Source organism: Pseudomonas sp. CJQ_9 (assembly GCF_043106615.1).
GTDB lineage: Bacteria > Pseudomonadota > Gammaproteobacteria > Pseudomonadales > Pseudomonadaceae > Aquipseudomonas > Aquipseudomonas juntendi.
The window spans coordinates 144,842-160,981 of sequence record NZ_JBICMS010000099.1 but is presented as its reverse complement, the minus strand read 5'-3'; the positions used below and the strand labels follow the sequence as shown (position 1 = coordinate 160,981).

Sequence of the window (16,140 nt, the reverse complement as noted above, 5' to 3'; positions counted from 1 at the left end):
CCCATGCGAGTTCTGTTCATGTGCACGGCCAACAGCTGCCGCAGCATCCTTTCCGAGGCCGTGTTCAATCACCTGGCGCCTGACGGCTTTGAAGCCGTCAGTTCCGGCAGTTTTCCCAAGGGCCAGGTGTTGCCTCGCAGCCTGACCACCCTGCAGCAGGCCGGCATTTCGACCCAGGACCTGAGCAGCAAGGGTAACGAGGCATTCGAGGGTTGCCCGCCAGACATCGTGGTCACCGTGTGCGACAAGGCCGCCGGCGAAGCCTGCCCGGTGTACTTCGGCCCGGCACTGAAGGCGCACTGGGGGCTGGAGGATCCGTCCGATGTAGAGGGCGATGAAGCGGCCGTCGACGCGGCTTTCAACGCCACGCTGGCGCGCATAACAGCCCGTTGCCAGGCATTCTTCGCCCTGCCCTTCGACACGCTGCAACGCGAACAACTCCAGCAAGCGCTGGATCACATTGGTGCGCTTTAAGCGGGAGGCCACATGAACGAGCAACTACCTAATCTTGACCTTTCGCTGTTCGATACGCCCCCAGCAGCCAAGCCGGCCAGCCAGCACGCGCCGCGCATCCTGCTGCTGTACGGGTCGACCCGCGAGCGCTCTTTCAGCCGCTTGTTGGTGGAGGAAGCCGCACGGCTGCTTGAGCACTTCGGTGCCGAAACCCGCACGTTCGACCCGTCAGGCTTGCCGCTGCCAGACGATGCCCCCGTCGAGCACCCCAAGGTCCAGGAACTGCGGAACCTGGTGCAGTGGTCGGAAGGCCAGGTCTGGTGCTCACCAGAGCGTCATGGCGCGATGTCTGCGGTGTTCAAGGCACAGATCGACTGGATACCCCTGGCGCTCGGCGCCCTGCGTCCCAGCCAAGGCAAGACGTTGGCCGTGATGCAAGTGTGTGGCGGTTCGCAATCGTTCAACGTGGTCAACCAACTGCGCGTGCTGGGCCGCTGGATGAGGATGTTCACCATACCCAACCAATCGTCCGTGCCCAAGGCGTACCTGGAGTTCGACGACACTGGGCGCATGAAGCCTTCGCCCTATTACGACCGGTTGGTGGACGTGATGGAGGAGCTGGTGAAGTTCACGGTGCTGCTGCGCGATCACCAGGAATTCCTGGTGGACCGCTATTCGCAGCGCAAGGAAAGCGCGGAACAACTCGCTGCCCGGGTGAACCAGCGCGCGCTTTGAGCGCCTTGCCGATACTACTATCCCTGCCACCAACCCTCATGCTTTAGCGGCCGGTCGCAAGCGGAAGCTGACACCCATGCGGTTGAAAGCGTTCATCGCGGCAATGGCCGCGGTGAGCTCGACCAAATCTTTTTCTGTGAACGCGGCCGACGCGGCCGCGTAGGCCTCGTCCGATACGTGCGTCTCACTGACCCGGGTCACTTCCTCTGCCCAGGCCAGGGCCGAGCGCTCCTGCGCCGAGAACAGGTAGTGCGCTTCATGCCAGACCGGCACCAACAGCAGTTTATCCACCGACATGCCTGTCTTGAGCAGATCACGCGAATGCAGATCAATGCAGTGCGCACAGCCGTTGAGTTGAGACACCCGCAGAAAAACCAGATGAATCAAGGGCGCCGGTAGATCGGTCTGCGTTGTCACGAATTGATGGAGCCCGGTGAGGGCCTTGGCGGCCCCAGGCGATGCGGTAAACCAGTTCAGGCGACTCATGCGTGTTGCCCCTGTGATAGCGGCTTGGAAGACGCGGCGAAGAACGCCTGCACTTCAGCCTGTGCAGTTGCCCTGGCCGCTTGCAGAAACTCCGCCCCTCTGGCTGTGCCCTCGAGGGTGAAGTAATTCACCTGCTTGAGGCCAATCGTGGCAAGCACGGCGGACAGGTATGGCCGGAGAAAGTCGGGTTGGCGGGCATTCGGCCCGCTGATGTAGCCCCCGGAGGCTACGGCCACATACACTGGCCGATCCACCACCGTGCCCACCTTGCCTGCCGCGGTGCTCAGGAACGTGATGCCGACCCGTACCACGTGATCGATCCAGGCCTTGAGCGGTGCTGGCACACTGTAGTTATGCATTGGCGTGGCAATCAGCAGCAGGTCGCAGGCCTGCAACTGGCCAATCAGTTCGTCGGAACGGTGCAATGTGCCATCTTGCGCTACGGCTTCAGGCCCTCCCGGGTTGGCCAGGGCCTGGGCATACCCGGCGTCGACGGGCGCCAGGTCATTGAGGTCGAAATCGGTGACCTGTATACCGCGCCTGCCAGCCTGCTCGGCCAAGCCGAGCAAAATGTGCTGGGACAGTTTGAAGCTTTCTGATGCCTGACCGTTCGGGCTGGCGATCAGGCGAAGAATGCGCAAAGGCGCCCTGGGCTGCTCTGACGACGTCATGAAGTCACCTCGATGAGAGACGTGCTGCCGCTCAAGGCGCAGCGAACTGTTTTTGGAAGCGCGTGGCGCTGTTGTGCAGGCCTTCACGGGAATAGAAGTGTTGCGCGCGGGTGTTGGCCAACCCGGTATCGAGCACCAGGCGCGCACACCCCGTGGCCTGGGCCAACCGCTGCAAGGCAGCCAGCAATCGTGCGCCCCACTGCTGGCCACGCTGCGTTTCGGCGGTGACCAGGTCGTCCACATACAGGAACCGCCCGTAGACCAGGTTTTCCTGAAGGCGGTAACCTGCCAGCGCCACAAGCTGGCCTGAGCCGAAGCCCCCGAGCAGCCGATAGCCTTCAGCGCGCATACGCTGGACGCGGCCGATGAAATCGGCCTCGCCAGCCAGATGCGGGCGCAGTTGCTGCATGACCGGGAACGCGAGATGCAGGTCATTCTCGCCGTCCAGATGGCGCAGGCCCGAATCAGCCAGGTCAGGCTCGCGCAGTACTGAAGGGGTCGGGGTGAACGTCATGGTGGCAAAGCTCATTCGATGAGTGACGGGGCTATGATGAACCACGTTCAACCCATTTGAATGAGCCAAGAAAGGGTATATGAACTAGGCCATGATGACGTTTTCTTCCCGAACCTTCGCACAGCTCGATGAGCGCTCCGCCGCGCCGCTCTACCGGCAACTCTACAACCGTGTGCTCGCCGCGATAGCAGCAGGCACCTTGGCGCCGGGTGACCGCTTGCCATCTGCGCGGGCCATGGCCAAGGAGCTGGGGGTGGCACGTGGCACCGTCGAGCTTGCCTATTCGTTGCTCACCAGTGAGGGCTACCTGCTGGCCCTGAAGCAGAAAGGCACCGTGGTCAACCCTGAGCTGCGCCCGCCCGCAGCCGCGGCGACAGCGCAGCCCCCGGCCAGTGATGGTCCCGAGGACCCGGACGCCCTGCGGCGCCCGCCACAGCTTTTGCCATTTCAACTGGGCTTGCCGGCGATGGATGCCTTCCCGCGCAAGATCTGGGCGCGCCTGGGTGCTCGCTACCTGCGCGGGATGCAGCCGGGTGACCTGGACTACCCGCCGCCCCTCGGGCTGCCAGCACTGCGCAGCGCGATTGCCTCGTACCTGCAGATGTCGCGGGGCATCGCTTGCACGGCCCAGCAGGTGTTCATCACCAGCGGTTGGCGCAGCAGCCTGTCGCTGGTGGCGCAGACGTTGTTGCGCAACGGCGAGCGCGCCTGGGTTGAAGACCCGGGTTATCCCGTCACGCGCCAGGTACTGCGCCAATTCGGGCTTGAACTGGAGGGGGTGGCAGTGGATGCCGAGGGCATGAACGTCGAACAGGCTATCGCCAACGCCAGCGCGGCGCAGGTCGCCATGGTCACACCGGGCCATCAGAGCCCCCTGTCCATTGCCTTGTCGCTGCCGCGACGGCAACTACTGCTGGACTGGGCCGCCAGCACCGGGGCCTGGATCGTGGAGGACGACTACGACAGCGAGTACCGCTATGTCAGCCGCCCGCTCCCGCCGCTTGCCAGTCTGGATCGCAATGGGCGGGTGCTGTATGCGGGCACCTTCAGCAAAATGCTGTTCCCCGGTATCCGCCTGGCCTACCTGGTGGTGCCACTGGCTCAGGTTGCAGCGTTCGAGCGGGTCACCCACGCACTGTTTTCCGGCGGTTCACCCTCGATGACCCAGGCCATGGTGGCGCAGTTCATTGCCGAGGGCCATTTCACCCGTCATATCCAACGCATGCGCCGGCTCTACAACGAACGCCGGGCCTTGACCCTCGGCGCACTGGAGCGGAGCTTGCCCAAAGGTTGGCATGTCGAGCGGTCCCCAGGCGGCATGCATTTGCTGCTGCGCCTGCCGCAGAGGGTAAGCGACACGTTCCTGGCGGAGCAATTGCTGGCCAAGGGGATCGCGGTACAGGCCCTGTCGCGCTGGCATCTGGCGCTTCCCCGCCGTTCAGGGCTGCTGCTGAGCTTCACCAATTGCGCCAGCGCTGCCCAGGGCGAGCAACTCGGCGCATTGATCAGCGAGATCCTCGGTTAGATGCTGTGGGTCAGTTGTTCGAACAGCCATTGCCCATGATGCGGTACTCCATGATATGCCGCTGGCCATTGGAGTCGTCGTAAGTCAGCTGCATCGGCACAACCTCACACACGTTGGGCACCGGCGTAACAGCCACAACGTGCGCGATATCCAGGTGCTGAGCGTAGCGATAGGGTTCGACCGTTGCCGGTACAGTTCGAATGCCTTGGTCATCGGCCATGGCAGCAGCGCCCAGGCTGCTCAGGAACAGAACGTGTAAAAGTTTCATGGTAATCACCTGTACTGAAGGCGCAACAAGGCCTGAGCGCCCAGTCGACGCTCAGTTGTCATGAATGTCGGGGGTTGACCCGGCGCAGGGATGCCCCGGGCTAAGCTGGTTCAGAAGGGCTTGGTAGGCAGGTACTTGCCGTCCAGGGTGATTACCGCTCGGTGGCCACCGTCCGGATCTTCAACCTTCTTGATGTCCAGCTTGAAGTTGATGGCGCTGATGATGCCGTCGCCGAACTTCTCGTGCACCAGCGCTTTGAGGGTGGTGCCATACACCGACATCATTTCGTAGAAGCGGTAGATGGTAGGGTCGCTCGGCACGCCGTCGAAAAAGCTGCCGCGGATCGGCATCGATTGCAGCAGTGCGACCTGTTCAGCATCAAGGTCGAGCTTCTCGCCTACGACCTTGGCGGCGCTTTCAGGCAGCGGATGCTGGCCAAGCAGCGCAGCAGTGACAAAGGCTTCGGACAGACCGGTACCGTCCACGATCTGCGCGAAGGACAGGTCCTTGCGGGCCTTGGCCTGGATGATGAGCTCGGTCAGTTCCTGGCGAGCGGTACGGGTGGCTTGAGTCTGGATCATGGTGAATCTCCTGGGTAGGTAAAGGTGCTGGTGGTTCAGGCAACATGCCTGCCGTGGTGGGAAATGGCGTGGACTTCAGGGTTTTGCGCGAGCGACACGAACGTGCCGGTATTGCCATCAAAGGCGTCGATGCGCCCGGTCTCGATGTCATAGACCCAGCCGTGCAAGGTGACACGGCCCTCTTCCAGCGCCAGGCGAACGGATGGGTGGGTCTGGATATTGGCCAACTGCGCGATAACGTTCTCGCGCACCATGGAAGCGACTTTGCTGGGCCCGTCTGCGTGAGGACGGGCCTCGTTAACCACCTTGGCCGAGTCGGCGTAGCGCAACCAGCCGGCGACGGCGGGCATGTGATCGAGGCATTTGCAGGTGGCGATGGCGGTCATCGCGCCGCAGTCGGAGTGGCCGCAGATCACGATGTCTGCGACGCCAAGCCCGGCCACCGCGTATTCGACCGAGGCCGAAACGCCACCTGGCTCAGGCCCATACGACGGCACGATGTTGCCGGCGTTACGGATGACAAACAGATCGCCCGGCTCGCGTTGGGTGACCAGCTCAGGCACCAGTCGGCTATCAGAGCAGGAAATGAAGAGCGCCTTTGGCGCTTGCTGGTTGGCAAGGTGCTTGAACAGGTTCACCCGCTCAGGAAATGCGTTCTTTTGAAACTTCAGAAAACCGTCGATGATCGCTTTCATGGCTGCTGTCTCAATGTCGCTGTGTGTGAGACAAAGATTAAGCAGCGCATGGCATAAGGTAAAAGTCTCATTTATTATGCAGTGGATCAGATTACCTTATGGATCCAGGCATGCTCGCTCGCCATATTCAGTACTTCCTGGCCGTTGCCGAACACCTCAGTTTCACCAAGGCTGCGGCGGCCCTGCATGTCTCCCAGCCGGCCCTTTCCCAGCAAGTCAGGCAACTGGAGGAAAGCCTGGGAGCCCAGTTGTTTGACCGGTCCGGCCGCACGACGCGTTTGACGGATGCGGGGGATGTCTATCTTCTTTATGCACGCCGTGCTTATCAGGAGCTGCAGGAGGCCAAGAGGGCGATACATGATGTCAGCGACCTGAGCCGCGGCTCATTGCGTGTTGCCGTAACGCCGACGTTCACCACTTATCTGGTCGGGCCGCTGATCGAAGCATTTCACTGCAAGCACCCCAAGATCTTCGTCACCCTCAAAGAGGTCTCTCAGGAGCGTATCGAGGAACTGCTGTTGGCGGGGGAGCTGGATGTCGGGATCGCATTCGATGAAATCCATGCACCGGATATCCAGGCCATCCCCTTGCTGAACGAAACGCTCGCGCTGGTCATGAACAGCAAGCACCCCTTGGCCGGGCGACGCTCCATCACCTCGCAAGGCCTGAGCGCCGAGTCGTTGGTACTGCTCAGCACAGCGTTCGCCACGCGCGAGCAAATCGACCGCTACTGCCGCACCTATGGCATTCGCCCTAAGGTCCAGATGGAAGCCAATGCTTTGGGTGCAGTGATCGAGATCGTTCGCCGGACCAACCTGTCGACGTTGTTGCCTGCCAGAATAGCTTTAGCCCACGACGACCTGGTGGCCATCACGCTGGAGCCGGAGCGCTTGCAGCGGCGAGCAGTCCTGATGCGGCGCAGGGACGCGTTTCTGAGCGCGGCGGTGCGCGCTTTCATTGAACTGGCCAGGGAGGTGTCACGCAATCTGGATGACTGAGGTCGGGCCTGATCGCCTGCGCGCAGCCCGGTATGGCAGGAAGGAAAAACTTGAACAAAAACCTGACCCTTCAAGTGGAAGGATCAGGTGGAAGATCACTTACAGCCCGAGCTCGCTCAGCCCAGGGTGGTCATCCGGACGGCGGCCCAACGGCCAGTGGAACTTGCGCTCGCTTTCCTTGATAGGCATATCGTTAACGCAGGCGAAGCGACGGTGCATCAGGCCATCCGCTTCGAATTCCCAGTTCTCATTACCGTAGGAGCGGAACCAGTTACCGGAATCGTCATGCCACTCGTAGGCGTAACGCACGGCGATACGGTTATCGGTAAACGCCCAGAGCTCTTTGATCAGGCGATAATCCAGCTCTTTTTTCCACTTGCGGGTCAGGAAACCTTTCGCTTCTTCGCGGTTGGTGGCGAACTCAACGCGGTTACGCCATTGGGTATCCAGCGTATAGGCGTGCGAGACTTTTTCCGCGTCGCGGCTGTTCCAGCCATCTTCAGCAAGTCGAACTTTCTCGATGGCTGTTTCACATGTAAAAGGTGGAAGTGGCGGGCGAGTTTGGGCATTGGACATGGTAATGACTCCAGTCGAGTTGGGCAGCAAAGTGTGATTACAACTTCAGGCATTCAAACGTCAGGCGCAAACTCTTTCAGCAAAAGTTGCGCAACTTCCTTGGCATCATCAGCAGCGTGATAATCCCCCATGATACGCGCCGTGGTGATAGCGCCTTCGATCAGGACAAACAACTGCCGGGCCAAGACCGGCGGTTGCCGAACATTCAATTGCTCAGCCAGTTCAAGCGTGTAGTCCAAGAGTTTCTGCTTGTGCAACTTGGCGATCTGGCGAATGGGATCTTCAGGGTCGCCGACCTCGCCTGCCGTGTTGATGAATGCACAACCGCGAAAACCCTCCGACTCGAACCAGCCTTTCAACACAGTGAACATGTTCAGTATGCGAGCGTATGGCGTGGCTGCTTTATCGCATTCAGTCCTGAACCACTGCATCCAGCGTACGTCGCGGGCCCCCAAGGCCGCAGCGGCAATATCATCTTTGGTAGCGAAGTGGTTGTAGATGCCCTTTCTCGACACGCCTGAAGTTTTCACCAGTAAATCCATACCCGTGGCATGAATCCCGTTTTCGTAGATGAGTTTCTCGGCGGTGGCCAGGATCTGGTCTCTGTGATCTATCGTTGGTCTGCTCATGGGGCGAATGTAGAACGATCGTTCTCTCCGGTCAAGCACCTTTTGGTGATTTATGTTTTCAGGGCTGCGGGGGCAGTGACGCAACGCTCCGGGCAATCCACCCCGCGATTGCAGCCATCAGTAATTAGCCTGTAAGGGCGATATCCAACAGCCAGCCCAGGCCGCCGCTGCAGAGTACAACCAGCCACGGCGGCAATTTCCAGAACATCAAGGCAACCAGCGCCACAAGGGCCAGGCCAACGTCATGTGGGGCGCGAATCGCACTCGTCCATACGGGCTGATACAAGGCGGCAAGCAATAACCCCACCACTGCCGCATTGATGCCCAGCAGTGCCGCGTGGGTGCGGCTGTTGCGCAGCAGCCGCTGCCAGAACGGCAAAACACCCACAACCAGCAGAAACGCAGGCGCGAAAATCGCCACCAGGCAGATCAGGCCCCCCAGCCAGCCGCTGGGCGCCTGGTTCATCGAGGCGCCGAGGTAGGCTGCGAAGGTGAAAAGCGGCCCTGGGACGGCTTGAGCCGCGCCATAGCCAGCCAGGAATGCGTCTTTGTCGACCCACCCAGATGGCACGACTTGCGCCTCCAATAGCGGCAGCACCACATGCCCACCACCGAAGACCAGCGAGCCGGAACGGTAGAACGCGTCCAGCATCGACAGCATCTGGCCGGGGAATAACGTTGCCAGCAGCGGCAGCCCCAGCAGCAAGGTCAAGAACAAGGCCAGCCAACATAAGCCTGCGCGACGGCGAATGCTGATGGGCAGTGAATCATGGCATGCCCCCGGCTGGGGCTTGAACAGCAATAGACCGATGAGTGCGGCAACGCCAATGACGCCCACTTGCCCTAAGGCCGAAGGCAGCAGCAGCACGAAACAGGTCGCTGCCGCCATGATGGCCATGCGCGGTGTATCGGTGCACGCATTACGCGCCATACCCCATACCGCCTGTGCGACTACCGCCACCGCCACCACCTTCAAACCGTGCAACACGCCAGTGGGCACCGCATCGCCATAGCAGGCCAGGCCTTGAGCGAAGAGGATCAAGGCAATCGCCGACGGTAGGGTGAAGCCCAGCCAGGCAACCAGTGCACCGCCATAGCCCAAGCGGCTCAGCCCAAGCGCGATGCCGACCTGACTGCTTGCAGGCCCGGGCAGAAACTGGCAAAGGGCGACCAAATCCGCATAACTGCGCGCGCTTAGCCACTGTCGACGCACAACGAATTCATCCCGGAAATAAGCCAAGTGTGCGACGGGGCCGCCAAACGAAGTCAGGCCCAATCGCAAAAAAATCAAGAAAACTGCCCAGTAACTACGGTTGGCCTGGGGGGTATCGCTCATATTCGTTTGATCCATGACTGGTGATTGCGCCAAACGATAATCCAAAATCCGAACGCCACAGCATGAACCTGGCATTGCCACCTGCTGAAGCAGATGCCACTGAACCTTACGGGTCACCGCCCTGCCGGGCAACGGGGATGGCGCCGGGCACTAGACCTCTCAACCGCTCAACGCCTGCGCCAACACTTCCCAGATTCTGTCATCTGCACATTGGGCCACGTTGAAACGCAGGAAATCACCGGCAGCCCCAGCCTGGCTGAATGCATTGCCAGGGGCCAGCACCACGCCTTCACTCAAGCAGGCCTTGGCCAGCGTGGCGGCATCTTTACCGTGGGGCAACTGGCACCACACGTACATGCCTGCCTGGGGCGTTATCCAAGGCTCTATGCCCAGGGCGCGCAGCCTGGCGACCGTTGTGGTCATTGCCTCGGCCAGGCGCTGGCGCACACCCTCCATGTGTTTGCGGTAGCCACTGTCGGTAATGGCCTGGTAAATGATGTCTGCACCAAGGCGGCCACCGCCGAAGGTGGTGGCAATCTTCAGATCGACCAGGCTCTCGATCCATTCACCACGCGCAGCGATGTAGCCGCAGCGAATGGAGGCGGAGATGGTCTTGGAAAAGCTACCGATCTGGATGACCCGCGAAAGCCCGTCGAAGGCCGCCAGGCGAGGTGCCGGCGTGGCCTCGAAATCCGCGAAAATCTCGTCCTCCACGATCACCAGGCTCGAGCTGTCGGCCAACTTCAGCAACCGGTGTGCCGTGACCGGCGACAGGCTGGCGCCGGTCGGGTTGTGAATGCCGGCATTGGTGATGTACAGCCGTGGCGCATGCTCACGCAAGGCAGCACCAAACGCCTCGATGTCCGGGCCTGCCGCCGTGTAAGGCACACTGACGATGTTCACCCTGTGCGCCTTGAGCAGGGCGTGGAAATTGAAATAGCACGGGTCGTCGACCAGCACCGTGTCACCCGGCTGCAGCAGAAAGCGGCAAATCAAGTCAATGGCGTGGGTGCCGGACTCGGTGAGCATGATGTGGTCTGCCGGGGCTTCGATCCCGGTCCCCGCCAAACGCCGCGACAAGAACTGCCTGAGCGGCGGATGCCCCAGCGGTGAGGCGTAGTCGGTGAGCTTCACGGTGTCGGAACGCGCCAGGGTGCGCAACGCCTTGCGCATGCCCGCCTCGTACATCCAGGCGGCAGGCAGCCAGCCACACCCAGGTTTCATCGCGTCGCTGGCAGTTTCCAAGGACTGGCGCGAGATCCACAGCGGGTCCACTTCACGGTCGAGCCTGGGCGCCAGTTCGGTCAGCACCAATGGCGCGACCGGCCCGGCGACGTAAAAGCCAGAGCCCGGGCGAGAATTGAGCAGCCCCTCGGCCATCAATCGTTCATAGGCTTCCAGCACGGTAGACACCGACACCTGCAGGGCCCGCGCCATGGCCCGCACCGAAGGGATTCTGGCACCAGGGGTATAGGTTCGCGAGGCTATCCGCGATTTGATTTCGCCCATCACCGCATCAATCCGCGTTCCGTTCCGGCTCATCCCACCCTCGACTGTACTGGTTTCATAGGCATAACAGTTCGGCTCAACTGTACTGGATTGTACATGGCCTTCCTCGTGCTGTCGGTGCTGTACTGGGGCCTGAATGAACAAAGGGTATGGCCATGGAAAAAGCAACAAGCGGGTGGATCAACGGGTTTATCGGCGTCGCCATCTTTGCCGGCTCGTTACCGGCTACACGGGTGGCTGTGGCGGCTTTCGAGCCCACTTTCCTGACCTGTGCCAGAGCGTCCATCGCCGGCCTGCTGGGTGCCCTCGTACTGATCTTGCTGCGGCAGCCTCGCCCGCAACGCGCTGACTTGCTGCCGTTGGCCGTGACTGCACTGGGCGTGGTGATCGGGTTTCCGCTACTGACGGCATTGGCCCTGCAGCACATCAGTTCTGCCCATTCCATCGTGTTCGTGGGGCTTTTACCCCTGTGCACCGCCGGGTTTGCGGTACTGCGTGGCGGGGAGCGGCCGCGGCCGTTGTTCTGGCTGTTCTCGTTTGCAGGTGCCGGGTTGGTCGCAGGCTACGCATTGCTCAATGGCGCCGAAGCGTCGGCAAGCGGTGACCTGCTGATGTTGGCGGCGGTGCTGGTTTGCGGGTTGGGTTATGCCGAGGGCGCGCGCCTCTCAAGAAGGCTGGGGGGCTGGCAGGTGATCAGCTGGGCCTTGATCGTGGCGCTGCCGCTGATGCTGCTGCTGACCATCACCAACCTGCCAACCGCGGATGTGTTGGCCAGGGCAGGCGCCCCTGCATGGTTCAGCTTCGGCTACGTGTCCCTGTTCAGCATGCTGATCGGCTTCGTGTTCTGGTACCGGGGCCTGGTGCAGGGTGGCATTGCGGCCGTGGGCCAACTGCAATTGTTGCAGCCCTTCATGGGGCTTGGCCTGGCAGCCGTGTTGCTGCATGAACACGTCAGCTGGATGATGCTGGTGGTCACGCTGGGGGCGGTGATGTGTGTGGCCGGGGCAAGGAAATACGCCCACTAGCCGAACCGGCTCAGCGAGGGCCGGCCTGGTCCTTGAGCCATTGCAGCACGGTACCAAGCGCTTTGGGTTGCTGCAGCTTGCGTGGCCATACCAGGTAGAACGACTTGTCGAGCCGCAACGCATGGTCGAACACCTGGCTCAGCCTGCCAGCGGCGATGTCCTCGTTGACAAAGGCCAGGCTGGCCAAGGCAATGCCCTGCCCGCTGATGGCGGCGTCGATAGCCAGCGAGGTCTGGTTGAAGCGCAGATTCCGGGCGCTGGGTTGACCGTGCTGGGGGAACAACTCGGCCAGGAACCTGGGCCAGAAATCGTGGGCGTCGTGCAGCATGACGAACGCTTGCAATTGCGCGAAGCTAGTGGGCGCGTGGCCTCCCTTGAACAGGGCCGGGCTGGCTACAGCGACAATCCGCTGCTCCATCAACCGCTCACAGTTCAGCCCCGCGCCGACGTCCGGGTTGCCATAGCGCACGGCAACATCCACGCTGTCAGTGCCGAAGTGCGACAACCGATCGGTCGCCAACACCCGCAAATCGATGTCTGGGTGGCGCTCGGCAAACGCGCCGAGCCGGGGTATCAGCCATTTCGAGGCAAAGGTCGGGGTGACGCTGACCGTCAGGTGGGCAGCCTGTGGCCGGAGCAGGCGCGTGGCCTCATCGATCATGGCCAGGGCGTTGCGGATGCTGGCGCTGTAGCCCAGGCCCGCATCGGTCAGCGCCAGGCCGCGGGGCAGGCGCTCGAACAGGCGCAGGCCAAGGCTCGCTTCCAGCCCGCGTACCTGTTGCGCAACAGCGGCCTGGGTCACGCCCAGCTCCTCGGCCGCCAGCCGAAAGTTCAGGTGGCGGGCGACCACTTCAAAAACACGTAGCGCGTTAAGCGAGGGCAACGCTGGGAAACCGTCTGGCATGGCTGTGGCATGGCTACCGAATCAAGGGGGCGGGATGCCTTCTTACTCTGGCACCCGGTGGAAACCTGGACGCGGTGAAGGCGCATGGGGCCGATGCTACTCCCCGTGCCCCCGTGAAGATACCCTGGCTCAGGCGCCGAGTGCGGCCAGCACCTCTTGCAGCTTACCCCGGGTCGCCGCCGTGCACGCCTGCATAGGGGCGCGCAACTCATCGCCAATCAGGCACTGCAGCATCAATGCCGCCTTGACCACAGCGGGGTTGGGCTCGGCAAAGGCCATTTTCAGCCATGGCAGCAGTTGGTAGAAAGTGCCGCGCGCGGCCGCCCAGTCACCTGCGTCCACCTGGCGCAGCATGCGCACGTAAAGGTCCGCCCGCACATGCGCCGAAGCCGAAATGGCCCCCGCGCCCCCCAGGCACAGGTTGTTGAAGATCTGCAGGTCTTCACCGGCCAGCACTTGGGCGTTACCGTCCTGGATCAGCGCCAGGGTGGTTTCCAGGTCGCCACTGCAGTCCTTGACCGCAGCAATGCGCGGGTGGCGCACGATACGCCGCAGGGTTTCCTGCTCGATGCGTACGCCGGTACGGTAAGGTATGTCGTAGACGATCACCGGCACGCGGGCCGCATCGGCGACGCTGCGGAAGAAGGCTTCGATACCCGCTTGCGAAGGGCGGATATAGCACGGTGCGGGAACCAGCAGTCCGCCCAGCGGCCGCTGCTGGACCTGCGCCTGGAAGGCCAGCAGTTCATCCAGGTTGTAACCCGACAACCCCATCACCACCCTCCCCGGCTCCACCCAGCCCAGCACGGCATCCAGCACCGCCAGTTGCTCGGCCTTGGACAGCGCCGCAGCCTCGCCCGTAGTACCGCACACCACAAAACCGGCCACGCCCTCTTCGAGCAAATGCTTCACCAGCTTTTCCAGCCCGGCGAAGTCGATTTCATTCGCGCGCATGGGCGTGACGAGGGCGATCCAGATACCACGGAAATTCGACATGCAAAAACTCCTGATGTTGACCGAAAGTCAGCGTCAGCAGGCGAAGAGTGGAGGAAGTCGGGCGGGGTTGCCTGGAGCCTTCTGTCTCGTCAGCCCACCTGACGAGACAGCGCGCCTCGGTCAGATGAGCGGCTGTTTCTTGGATTTCTTGGCAACGGCAACGCACGCACCAGCCTGGGCGAAGCCCGAAGCGAAGATGGCGTGGTTGGTCATGGACATACTGGCAAGCCCGTTGCGTGGAGATGGCTGGATAATGGTAGGGGAAGCAGATACCTGTCAAGCCTGCCGGTTTGATCGAATGTGCGCCGCAGGTGTCTATTGGCAGGCGCATTGCGCCCAGTGCTGTATGGTTACCGGTTACGCAAAATCAGATGCCCGGAGACAAGCATGCTTCGTATTTTTGAGCGCAGGCTCGACCCCTTCCCGCCCGACGAGGTGCCACCGCCGCCCATGGGGCTGTTGCGCTTCATGTGGGCCTGTACGCGCGGCGCCCGTGGTTACATCCTGGTGCTGGCATTGCTCAGTGCCGGGGTATCGGTCTATGAGGCCTGGCTGTTCGCCTTCCTTGGCCAGGTAGTGGACCTGCTGGCCGCCTGGCAGGCGGGCAGCACGGTCAGCCCCGAGGAAAGCCGCGTGCTGTGGGGCATCGGTATCGTGCTGGTGGTCAGCGTCGGGCTGGTGGCCTTGCGCACCATGGTGCAGCACCAGGTGCTGGCAATCAATTTGCCGCTACGGTTGCGCTGGGACTTCCATCGGCTGATGCTGCGCCAGAGCTTGTCGTTCTTCTCCGACGAATTTTCTGGCCGGGTCACCACCAAGGTGATGCAGACAGCACTGGCAGTACGCGACGTGTTGTTCACCCTTATCGAGATCCTGCCCGGGATCGGCGTGTACTTCATCGCGATCATCGCCCTGGCCGGTGGTTTTGCCCTGAAACTGATGCTGCCCTTCATTGCCTGGGTGCTGTTGTTCGGCCTGGCCATGCTGTATTTCGTCCCCCGCCTGGGCAAGGTCGGGCAGGAACAGGCCAATGCCCGCTCGTCGATGACTGGGCGGGTTTCCGACGCCTATACCAACATCACCACGGTGAAACTGTTCTCCCACTCAAACCGTGAAGCGCATTTCGCGCGTGCCGCCATGGAGGATTTCAAGCAGACCGGCTTTCGCCAAATGCGCCTGGTCAGCCTGTTCGAAATCGTCAACCAGGCGCTGGTCGTGGCCTTGATCATGGGCGCTGGCGGTTATGCACTGTGGCTGTGGCACCAGGGCCAGGTCGGCGCCGGTGCGGTAGCCGCGATCACCGCCATGGCCCTGCGGATCAACGGCATGTCGCACTGGATCATGTGGGAGATCACTTCGCTGTTCGAGAACATCGGTATTGTACAGGACGGCATGGGCACCCTGACCCGCGGCCCCAAGGTGCAGGATGCAGCGGATGCGACCACGCTGGTGAGCAAAGGTGGCGCAGTCAGTTTTGACCAGGTCAGTTTCAACTACAACGGCGAGCGCCAGGTGCTCAACGACTTGACCCTGCACATACGCCCCGGCGAGAAAGTCGGCCTGGTGGGGCGCTCGGGTGCCGGTAAGTCCACCTTGATCAACCTGTTGCTGCGCTTCTATGACGTGGACCAAGGTGAAATCCGCATCGACGGGCAGAACATTGCCAAGGTCACCCAAGACAGCCTGCGCAGTGCCATCGGCATGGTCACCCAGGACACCTCACTGCTGCACCGCTCGATTCGCGACAACATTGCCTATGGCCGCCCGGATGCGACCGACGCGCAGATTCGTGCCGCCGCCGCCAATGCCCAGGCCGCCGGGTTCATCGACCAGCTCAGCGACCGCCAGGGCAACAGTGGTTACGACACGCTGGTGGGCGAGCGCGGTATCAAGCTGTCTGGGGGTCAGCGCCAGCGCATTGCCATTGCCCGGGTGATGTTGAAGAACGCACCGATCCTGCTGCTGGACGAAGCCACCAGTGCGCTGGACTCGGAAGTGGAAGTGGCGATTCAGGAGAGCCTGGATGAAATGATGCAGGGCAAGACGGTCATCGCCATTGCCCACCGCTTGTCGACGATCGCGGCCATGGACCGGCTGATCGTGATGGACGAGGGGCGCATCATCGAGCAAGGCACGCATGCCGAACTGCTGGCCAAACAAGGGACTTACGCCCGGCTGTGGCAGCACCAGAGTGGCGGCTTCCTGGGCGAAGACCAAGGTATGGCCGACGCTCTGTAGA

Annotated in this window: 18 protein-coding genes; 6 read left to right on the top strand and 12 right to left on the bottom strand. The window is 61.8% G+C overall.

Going from position 1 to position 16,140, the window contains the following annotated elements; all coding sequences use genetic code 11:
- Nucleotides 1–3 precede the first annotated feature (3 nt).
- Together ACF8SD_RS21670 and arsH are read left to right on the top strand one after the other, a co-directional pair.
- Nucleotides 4–474, top strand: a complete 471-nt coding sequence (locus tag ACF8SD_RS21670) for an arsenate reductase ArsC (RefSeq protein ID WP_392484517.1) — start codon at nucleotides 4–6, stop codon at nucleotides 472–474.
- 12 nt (nucleotides 475–486) lie between these two features.
- On the top strand, nucleotides 487–1,188 hold the full coding sequence (gene arsH, locus ACF8SD_RS21665) for an arsenical resistance protein ArsH (RefSeq protein WP_125854409.1): 702 nt from the start codon (nucleotides 487–489) through the stop codon (nucleotides 1,186–1,188).
- 36 nt (nucleotides 1,189–1,224) lie between these two features.
- On the opposite strand, the gene ACF8SD_RS21660 is transcribed toward arsH, so the two are convergent.
- Genes ACF8SD_RS21660 through ACF8SD_RS21650 form a run of 3 tightly spaced genes read right to left on the bottom strand, consistent with a single transcriptional unit; the run spans nucleotide 1,225 to nucleotide 2,859 of the window.
- Nucleotides 1,225–1,674: a carboxymuconolactone decarboxylase family protein gene (locus tag ACF8SD_RS21660; protein WP_110678311.1), complete on the bottom strand. Its 450-nt coding sequence runs from the start codon at nucleotides 1,672–1,674 to the stop codon at nucleotides 1,225–1,227.
- Nucleotides 1,671–2,345, bottom strand: coding sequence for an FMN-dependent NADH-azoreductase (locus tag ACF8SD_RS21655; RefSeq protein ID WP_392484516.1), 675 nt, complete (start codon nucleotides 2,343–2,345; stop codon nucleotides 1,671–1,673). The genes ACF8SD_RS21660 and ACF8SD_RS21655 overlap by 4 nt, the downstream gene beginning before the upstream one ends.
- Nucleotides 2,346–2,376: 31 nt before the next feature.
- Nucleotides 2,377–2,859, bottom strand: coding sequence for a GNAT family N-acetyltransferase (locus ACF8SD_RS21650; protein WP_173888725.1), 483 nt, complete (start codon nucleotides 2,857–2,859; stop codon nucleotides 2,377–2,379).
- Nucleotides 2,860–2,953: 94 nt separating this feature from the next.
- Between ACF8SD_RS21650 and ACF8SD_RS21645 the strand changes: the two genes are divergently transcribed.
- On the top strand, nucleotides 2,954–4,384 hold the full coding sequence (locus tag ACF8SD_RS21645; protein ID WP_392484526.1) for a PLP-dependent aminotransferase family protein: 1,431 nt from the start codon (nucleotides 2,954–2,956) through the stop codon (nucleotides 4,382–4,384).
- Nucleotides 4,385–4,394: 10 nt separating this feature from the next.
- Here ACF8SD_RS21645 and ACF8SD_RS21640 read toward each other — a convergent pair whose 3' ends face one another.
- The 3 genes from ACF8SD_RS21640 to ACF8SD_RS21630 all read right to left on the bottom strand — a co-directional run bounded on the left by ACF8SD_RS21640 (nucleotide 4,395) and on the right by ACF8SD_RS21630 (nucleotide 5,928).
- Nucleotides 4,395–4,652, bottom strand: a complete 258-nt coding sequence (locus ACF8SD_RS21640; RefSeq protein WP_173888723.1) for a DUF2790 domain-containing protein — start codon at nucleotides 4,650–4,652, stop codon at nucleotides 4,395–4,397.
- A 110-nt stretch (nucleotides 4,653–4,762) separates the two neighbouring features.
- Complete coding sequence (gene cynS, locus ACF8SD_RS21635) at nucleotides 4,763–5,233, bottom strand: cyanase (RefSeq protein WP_173888721.1); 471 nt, start codon at nucleotides 5,231–5,233, stop codon at nucleotides 4,763–4,765.
- A gap of 35 nt (nucleotides 5,234–5,268) precedes the next feature.
- Nucleotides 5,269–5,928: a carbonic anhydrase gene (locus tag ACF8SD_RS21630; RefSeq protein ID WP_173888719.1), complete on the bottom strand. Its 660-nt coding sequence runs from the start codon at nucleotides 5,926–5,928 to the stop codon at nucleotides 5,269–5,271.
- Nucleotides 5,929–6,038: 110 nt separating this feature from the next.
- Between ACF8SD_RS21630 and cynR the strand changes: the two genes are divergently transcribed.
- Nucleotides 6,039–6,926: a transcriptional regulator CynR gene (cynR, locus tag ACF8SD_RS21625; protein ID WP_173888717.1), complete on the top strand. Its 888-nt coding sequence runs from the start codon at nucleotides 6,039–6,041 to the stop codon at nucleotides 6,924–6,926.
- 99 nt (nucleotides 6,927–7,025) lie between these two features.
- Here cynR and ACF8SD_RS21620 read toward each other — a convergent pair whose 3' ends face one another.
- The 4 genes from ACF8SD_RS21620 to ACF8SD_RS21605 all read right to left on the bottom strand — a co-directional run bounded on the left by ACF8SD_RS21620 (nucleotide 7,026) and on the right by ACF8SD_RS21605 (nucleotide 11,009).
- Nucleotides 7,026–7,502 carry a DUF1348 family protein gene (locus ACF8SD_RS21620; protein WP_392484515.1) on the bottom strand — a complete coding sequence of 159 codons (477 nt, stop codon included), beginning with the start codon at nucleotides 7,500–7,502 and terminating at the stop codon, nucleotides 7,026–7,028.
- A 53-nt stretch (nucleotides 7,503–7,555) separates the two neighbouring features.
- Nucleotides 7,556–8,131, bottom strand: a complete 576-nt coding sequence (locus ACF8SD_RS21615) for a TetR/AcrR family transcriptional regulator (RefSeq protein WP_392484514.1) — start codon at nucleotides 8,129–8,131, stop codon at nucleotides 7,556–7,558.
- Between the two features lie 124 nt (nucleotides 8,132–8,255).
- A complete protein-coding gene (gene chrA, locus ACF8SD_RS21610; RefSeq protein WP_173888713.1) occupies nucleotides 8,256–9,467 on the bottom strand; it encodes a chromate efflux transporter in 1,212 nt (403 codons plus the stop codon).
- A gap of 159 nt (nucleotides 9,468–9,626) precedes the next feature.
- A complete protein-coding gene (locus tag ACF8SD_RS21605) occupies nucleotides 9,627–11,009 on the bottom strand; it encodes a PLP-dependent aminotransferase family protein (protein ID WP_173888712.1) in 1,383 nt (460 codons plus the stop codon).
- A gap of 122 nt (nucleotides 11,010–11,131) precedes the next feature.
- Between ACF8SD_RS21605 and ACF8SD_RS21600 the strand changes: the two genes are divergently transcribed.
- On the top strand, nucleotides 11,132–12,001 hold the full coding sequence (locus ACF8SD_RS21600) for a DMT family transporter (protein ID WP_173888710.1): 870 nt from the start codon (nucleotides 11,132–11,134) through the stop codon (nucleotides 11,999–12,001).
- Nucleotides 12,002–12,011: 10 nt separating this feature from the next.
- On the opposite strand, the gene ACF8SD_RS21595 is transcribed toward ACF8SD_RS21600, so the two are convergent.
- Both ACF8SD_RS21595 and dapA read right to left on the bottom strand, forming a co-directional pair.
- Nucleotides 12,012–12,905, bottom strand: coding sequence for a LysR substrate-binding domain-containing protein (locus tag ACF8SD_RS21595; RefSeq protein WP_392484513.1), 894 nt, complete (start codon nucleotides 12,903–12,905; stop codon nucleotides 12,012–12,014).
- A 129-nt stretch (nucleotides 12,906–13,034) separates the two neighbouring features.
- On the bottom strand, nucleotides 13,035–13,901 hold the full coding sequence (dapA, locus tag ACF8SD_RS21590; RefSeq protein ID WP_392484512.1) for a 4-hydroxy-tetrahydrodipicolinate synthase: 867 nt from the start codon (nucleotides 13,899–13,901) through the stop codon (nucleotides 13,035–13,037).
- Between the two features lie 387 nt (nucleotides 13,902–14,288).
- Between dapA and ACF8SD_RS21585 the strand changes: the two genes are divergently transcribed.
- A complete protein-coding gene (locus tag ACF8SD_RS21585; RefSeq protein WP_173888704.1) occupies nucleotides 14,289–16,139 on the top strand; it encodes an ABC transporter ATP-binding protein in 1,851 nt (616 codons plus the stop codon).
- Nucleotide 16,140: the final 1 nt, after the last annotated feature.

Coding starts and splice junctions, on each gene's coding strand:
- ACF8SD_RS21670 (WP_392484517.1), top strand. CDS start 4: ATGCGAGTTCTGTTCATGTGCACGGCCAACAGCTGCCGCAGCATCCTT.
- arsH (WP_125854409.1), top strand. CDS start 487: ATGAACGAGCAACTACCTAATCTTGACCTTTCGCTGTTCGATACGCCC.
- ACF8SD_RS21660 (WP_110678311.1), bottom strand. CDS start 1,674: ATGAGTCGCCTGAACTGGTTTACCGCATCGCCTGGGGCCGCCAAGGCC.
- ACF8SD_RS21655 (WP_392484516.1), bottom strand. CDS start 2,345: ATGACGTCGTCAGAGCAGCCCAGGGCGCCTTTGCGCATTCTTCGCCTG.
- ACF8SD_RS21650 (WP_173888725.1), bottom strand. CDS start 2,859: ATGACGTTCACCCCGACCCCTTCAGTACTGCGCGAGCCTGACCTGGCT.
- ACF8SD_RS21645 (WP_392484526.1), top strand. CDS start 2,954: ATGACGTTTTCTTCCCGAACCTTCGCACAGCTCGATGAGCGCTCCGCC.
- ACF8SD_RS21640 (WP_173888723.1), bottom strand. CDS start 4,652: ATGAAACTTTTACACGTTCTGTTCCTGAGCAGCCTGGGCGCTGCTGCC.
- cynS (WP_173888721.1), bottom strand. CDS start 5,233: ATGATCCAGACTCAAGCCACCCGTACCGCTCGCCAGGAACTGACCGAG.
- ACF8SD_RS21630 (WP_173888719.1), bottom strand. CDS start 5,928: ATGAAAGCGATCATCGACGGTTTTCTGAAGTTTCAAAAGAACGCATTT.
- cynR (WP_173888717.1), top strand. CDS start 6,039: ATGCTCGCTCGCCATATTCAGTACTTCCTGGCCGTTGCCGAACACCTC.
- ACF8SD_RS21620 (WP_392484515.1), bottom strand. CDS start 7,502: ATGTCCAATGCCCAAACTCGCCCGCCACTTCCACCTTTTACATGTGAA.
- ACF8SD_RS21615 (WP_392484514.1), bottom strand. CDS start 8,131: ATGAGCAGACCAACGATAGATCACAGAGACCAGATCCTGGCCACCGCC.
- chrA (WP_173888713.1), bottom strand. CDS start 9,467: ATGAGCGATACCCCCCAGGCCAACCGTAGTTACTGGGCAGTTTTCTTG.
- ACF8SD_RS21605 (WP_173888712.1), bottom strand. CDS start 11,009: ATGAGCCGGAACGGAACGCGGATTGATGCGGTGATGGGCGAAATCAAA.
- ACF8SD_RS21600 (WP_173888710.1), top strand. CDS start 11,132: ATGGAAAAAGCAACAAGCGGGTGGATCAACGGGTTTATCGGCGTCGCC.
- ACF8SD_RS21595 (WP_392484513.1), bottom strand. CDS start 12,905: ATGCCAGACGGTTTCCCAGCGTTGCCCTCGCTTAACGCGCTACGTGTT.
- dapA (WP_392484512.1), bottom strand. CDS start 13,901: ATGTCGAATTTCCGTGGTATCTGGATCGCCCTCGTCACGCCCATGCGC.
- ACF8SD_RS21585 (WP_173888704.1), top strand. CDS start 14,289: ATGCTTCGTATTTTTGAGCGCAGGCTCGACCCCTTCCCGCCCGACGAG.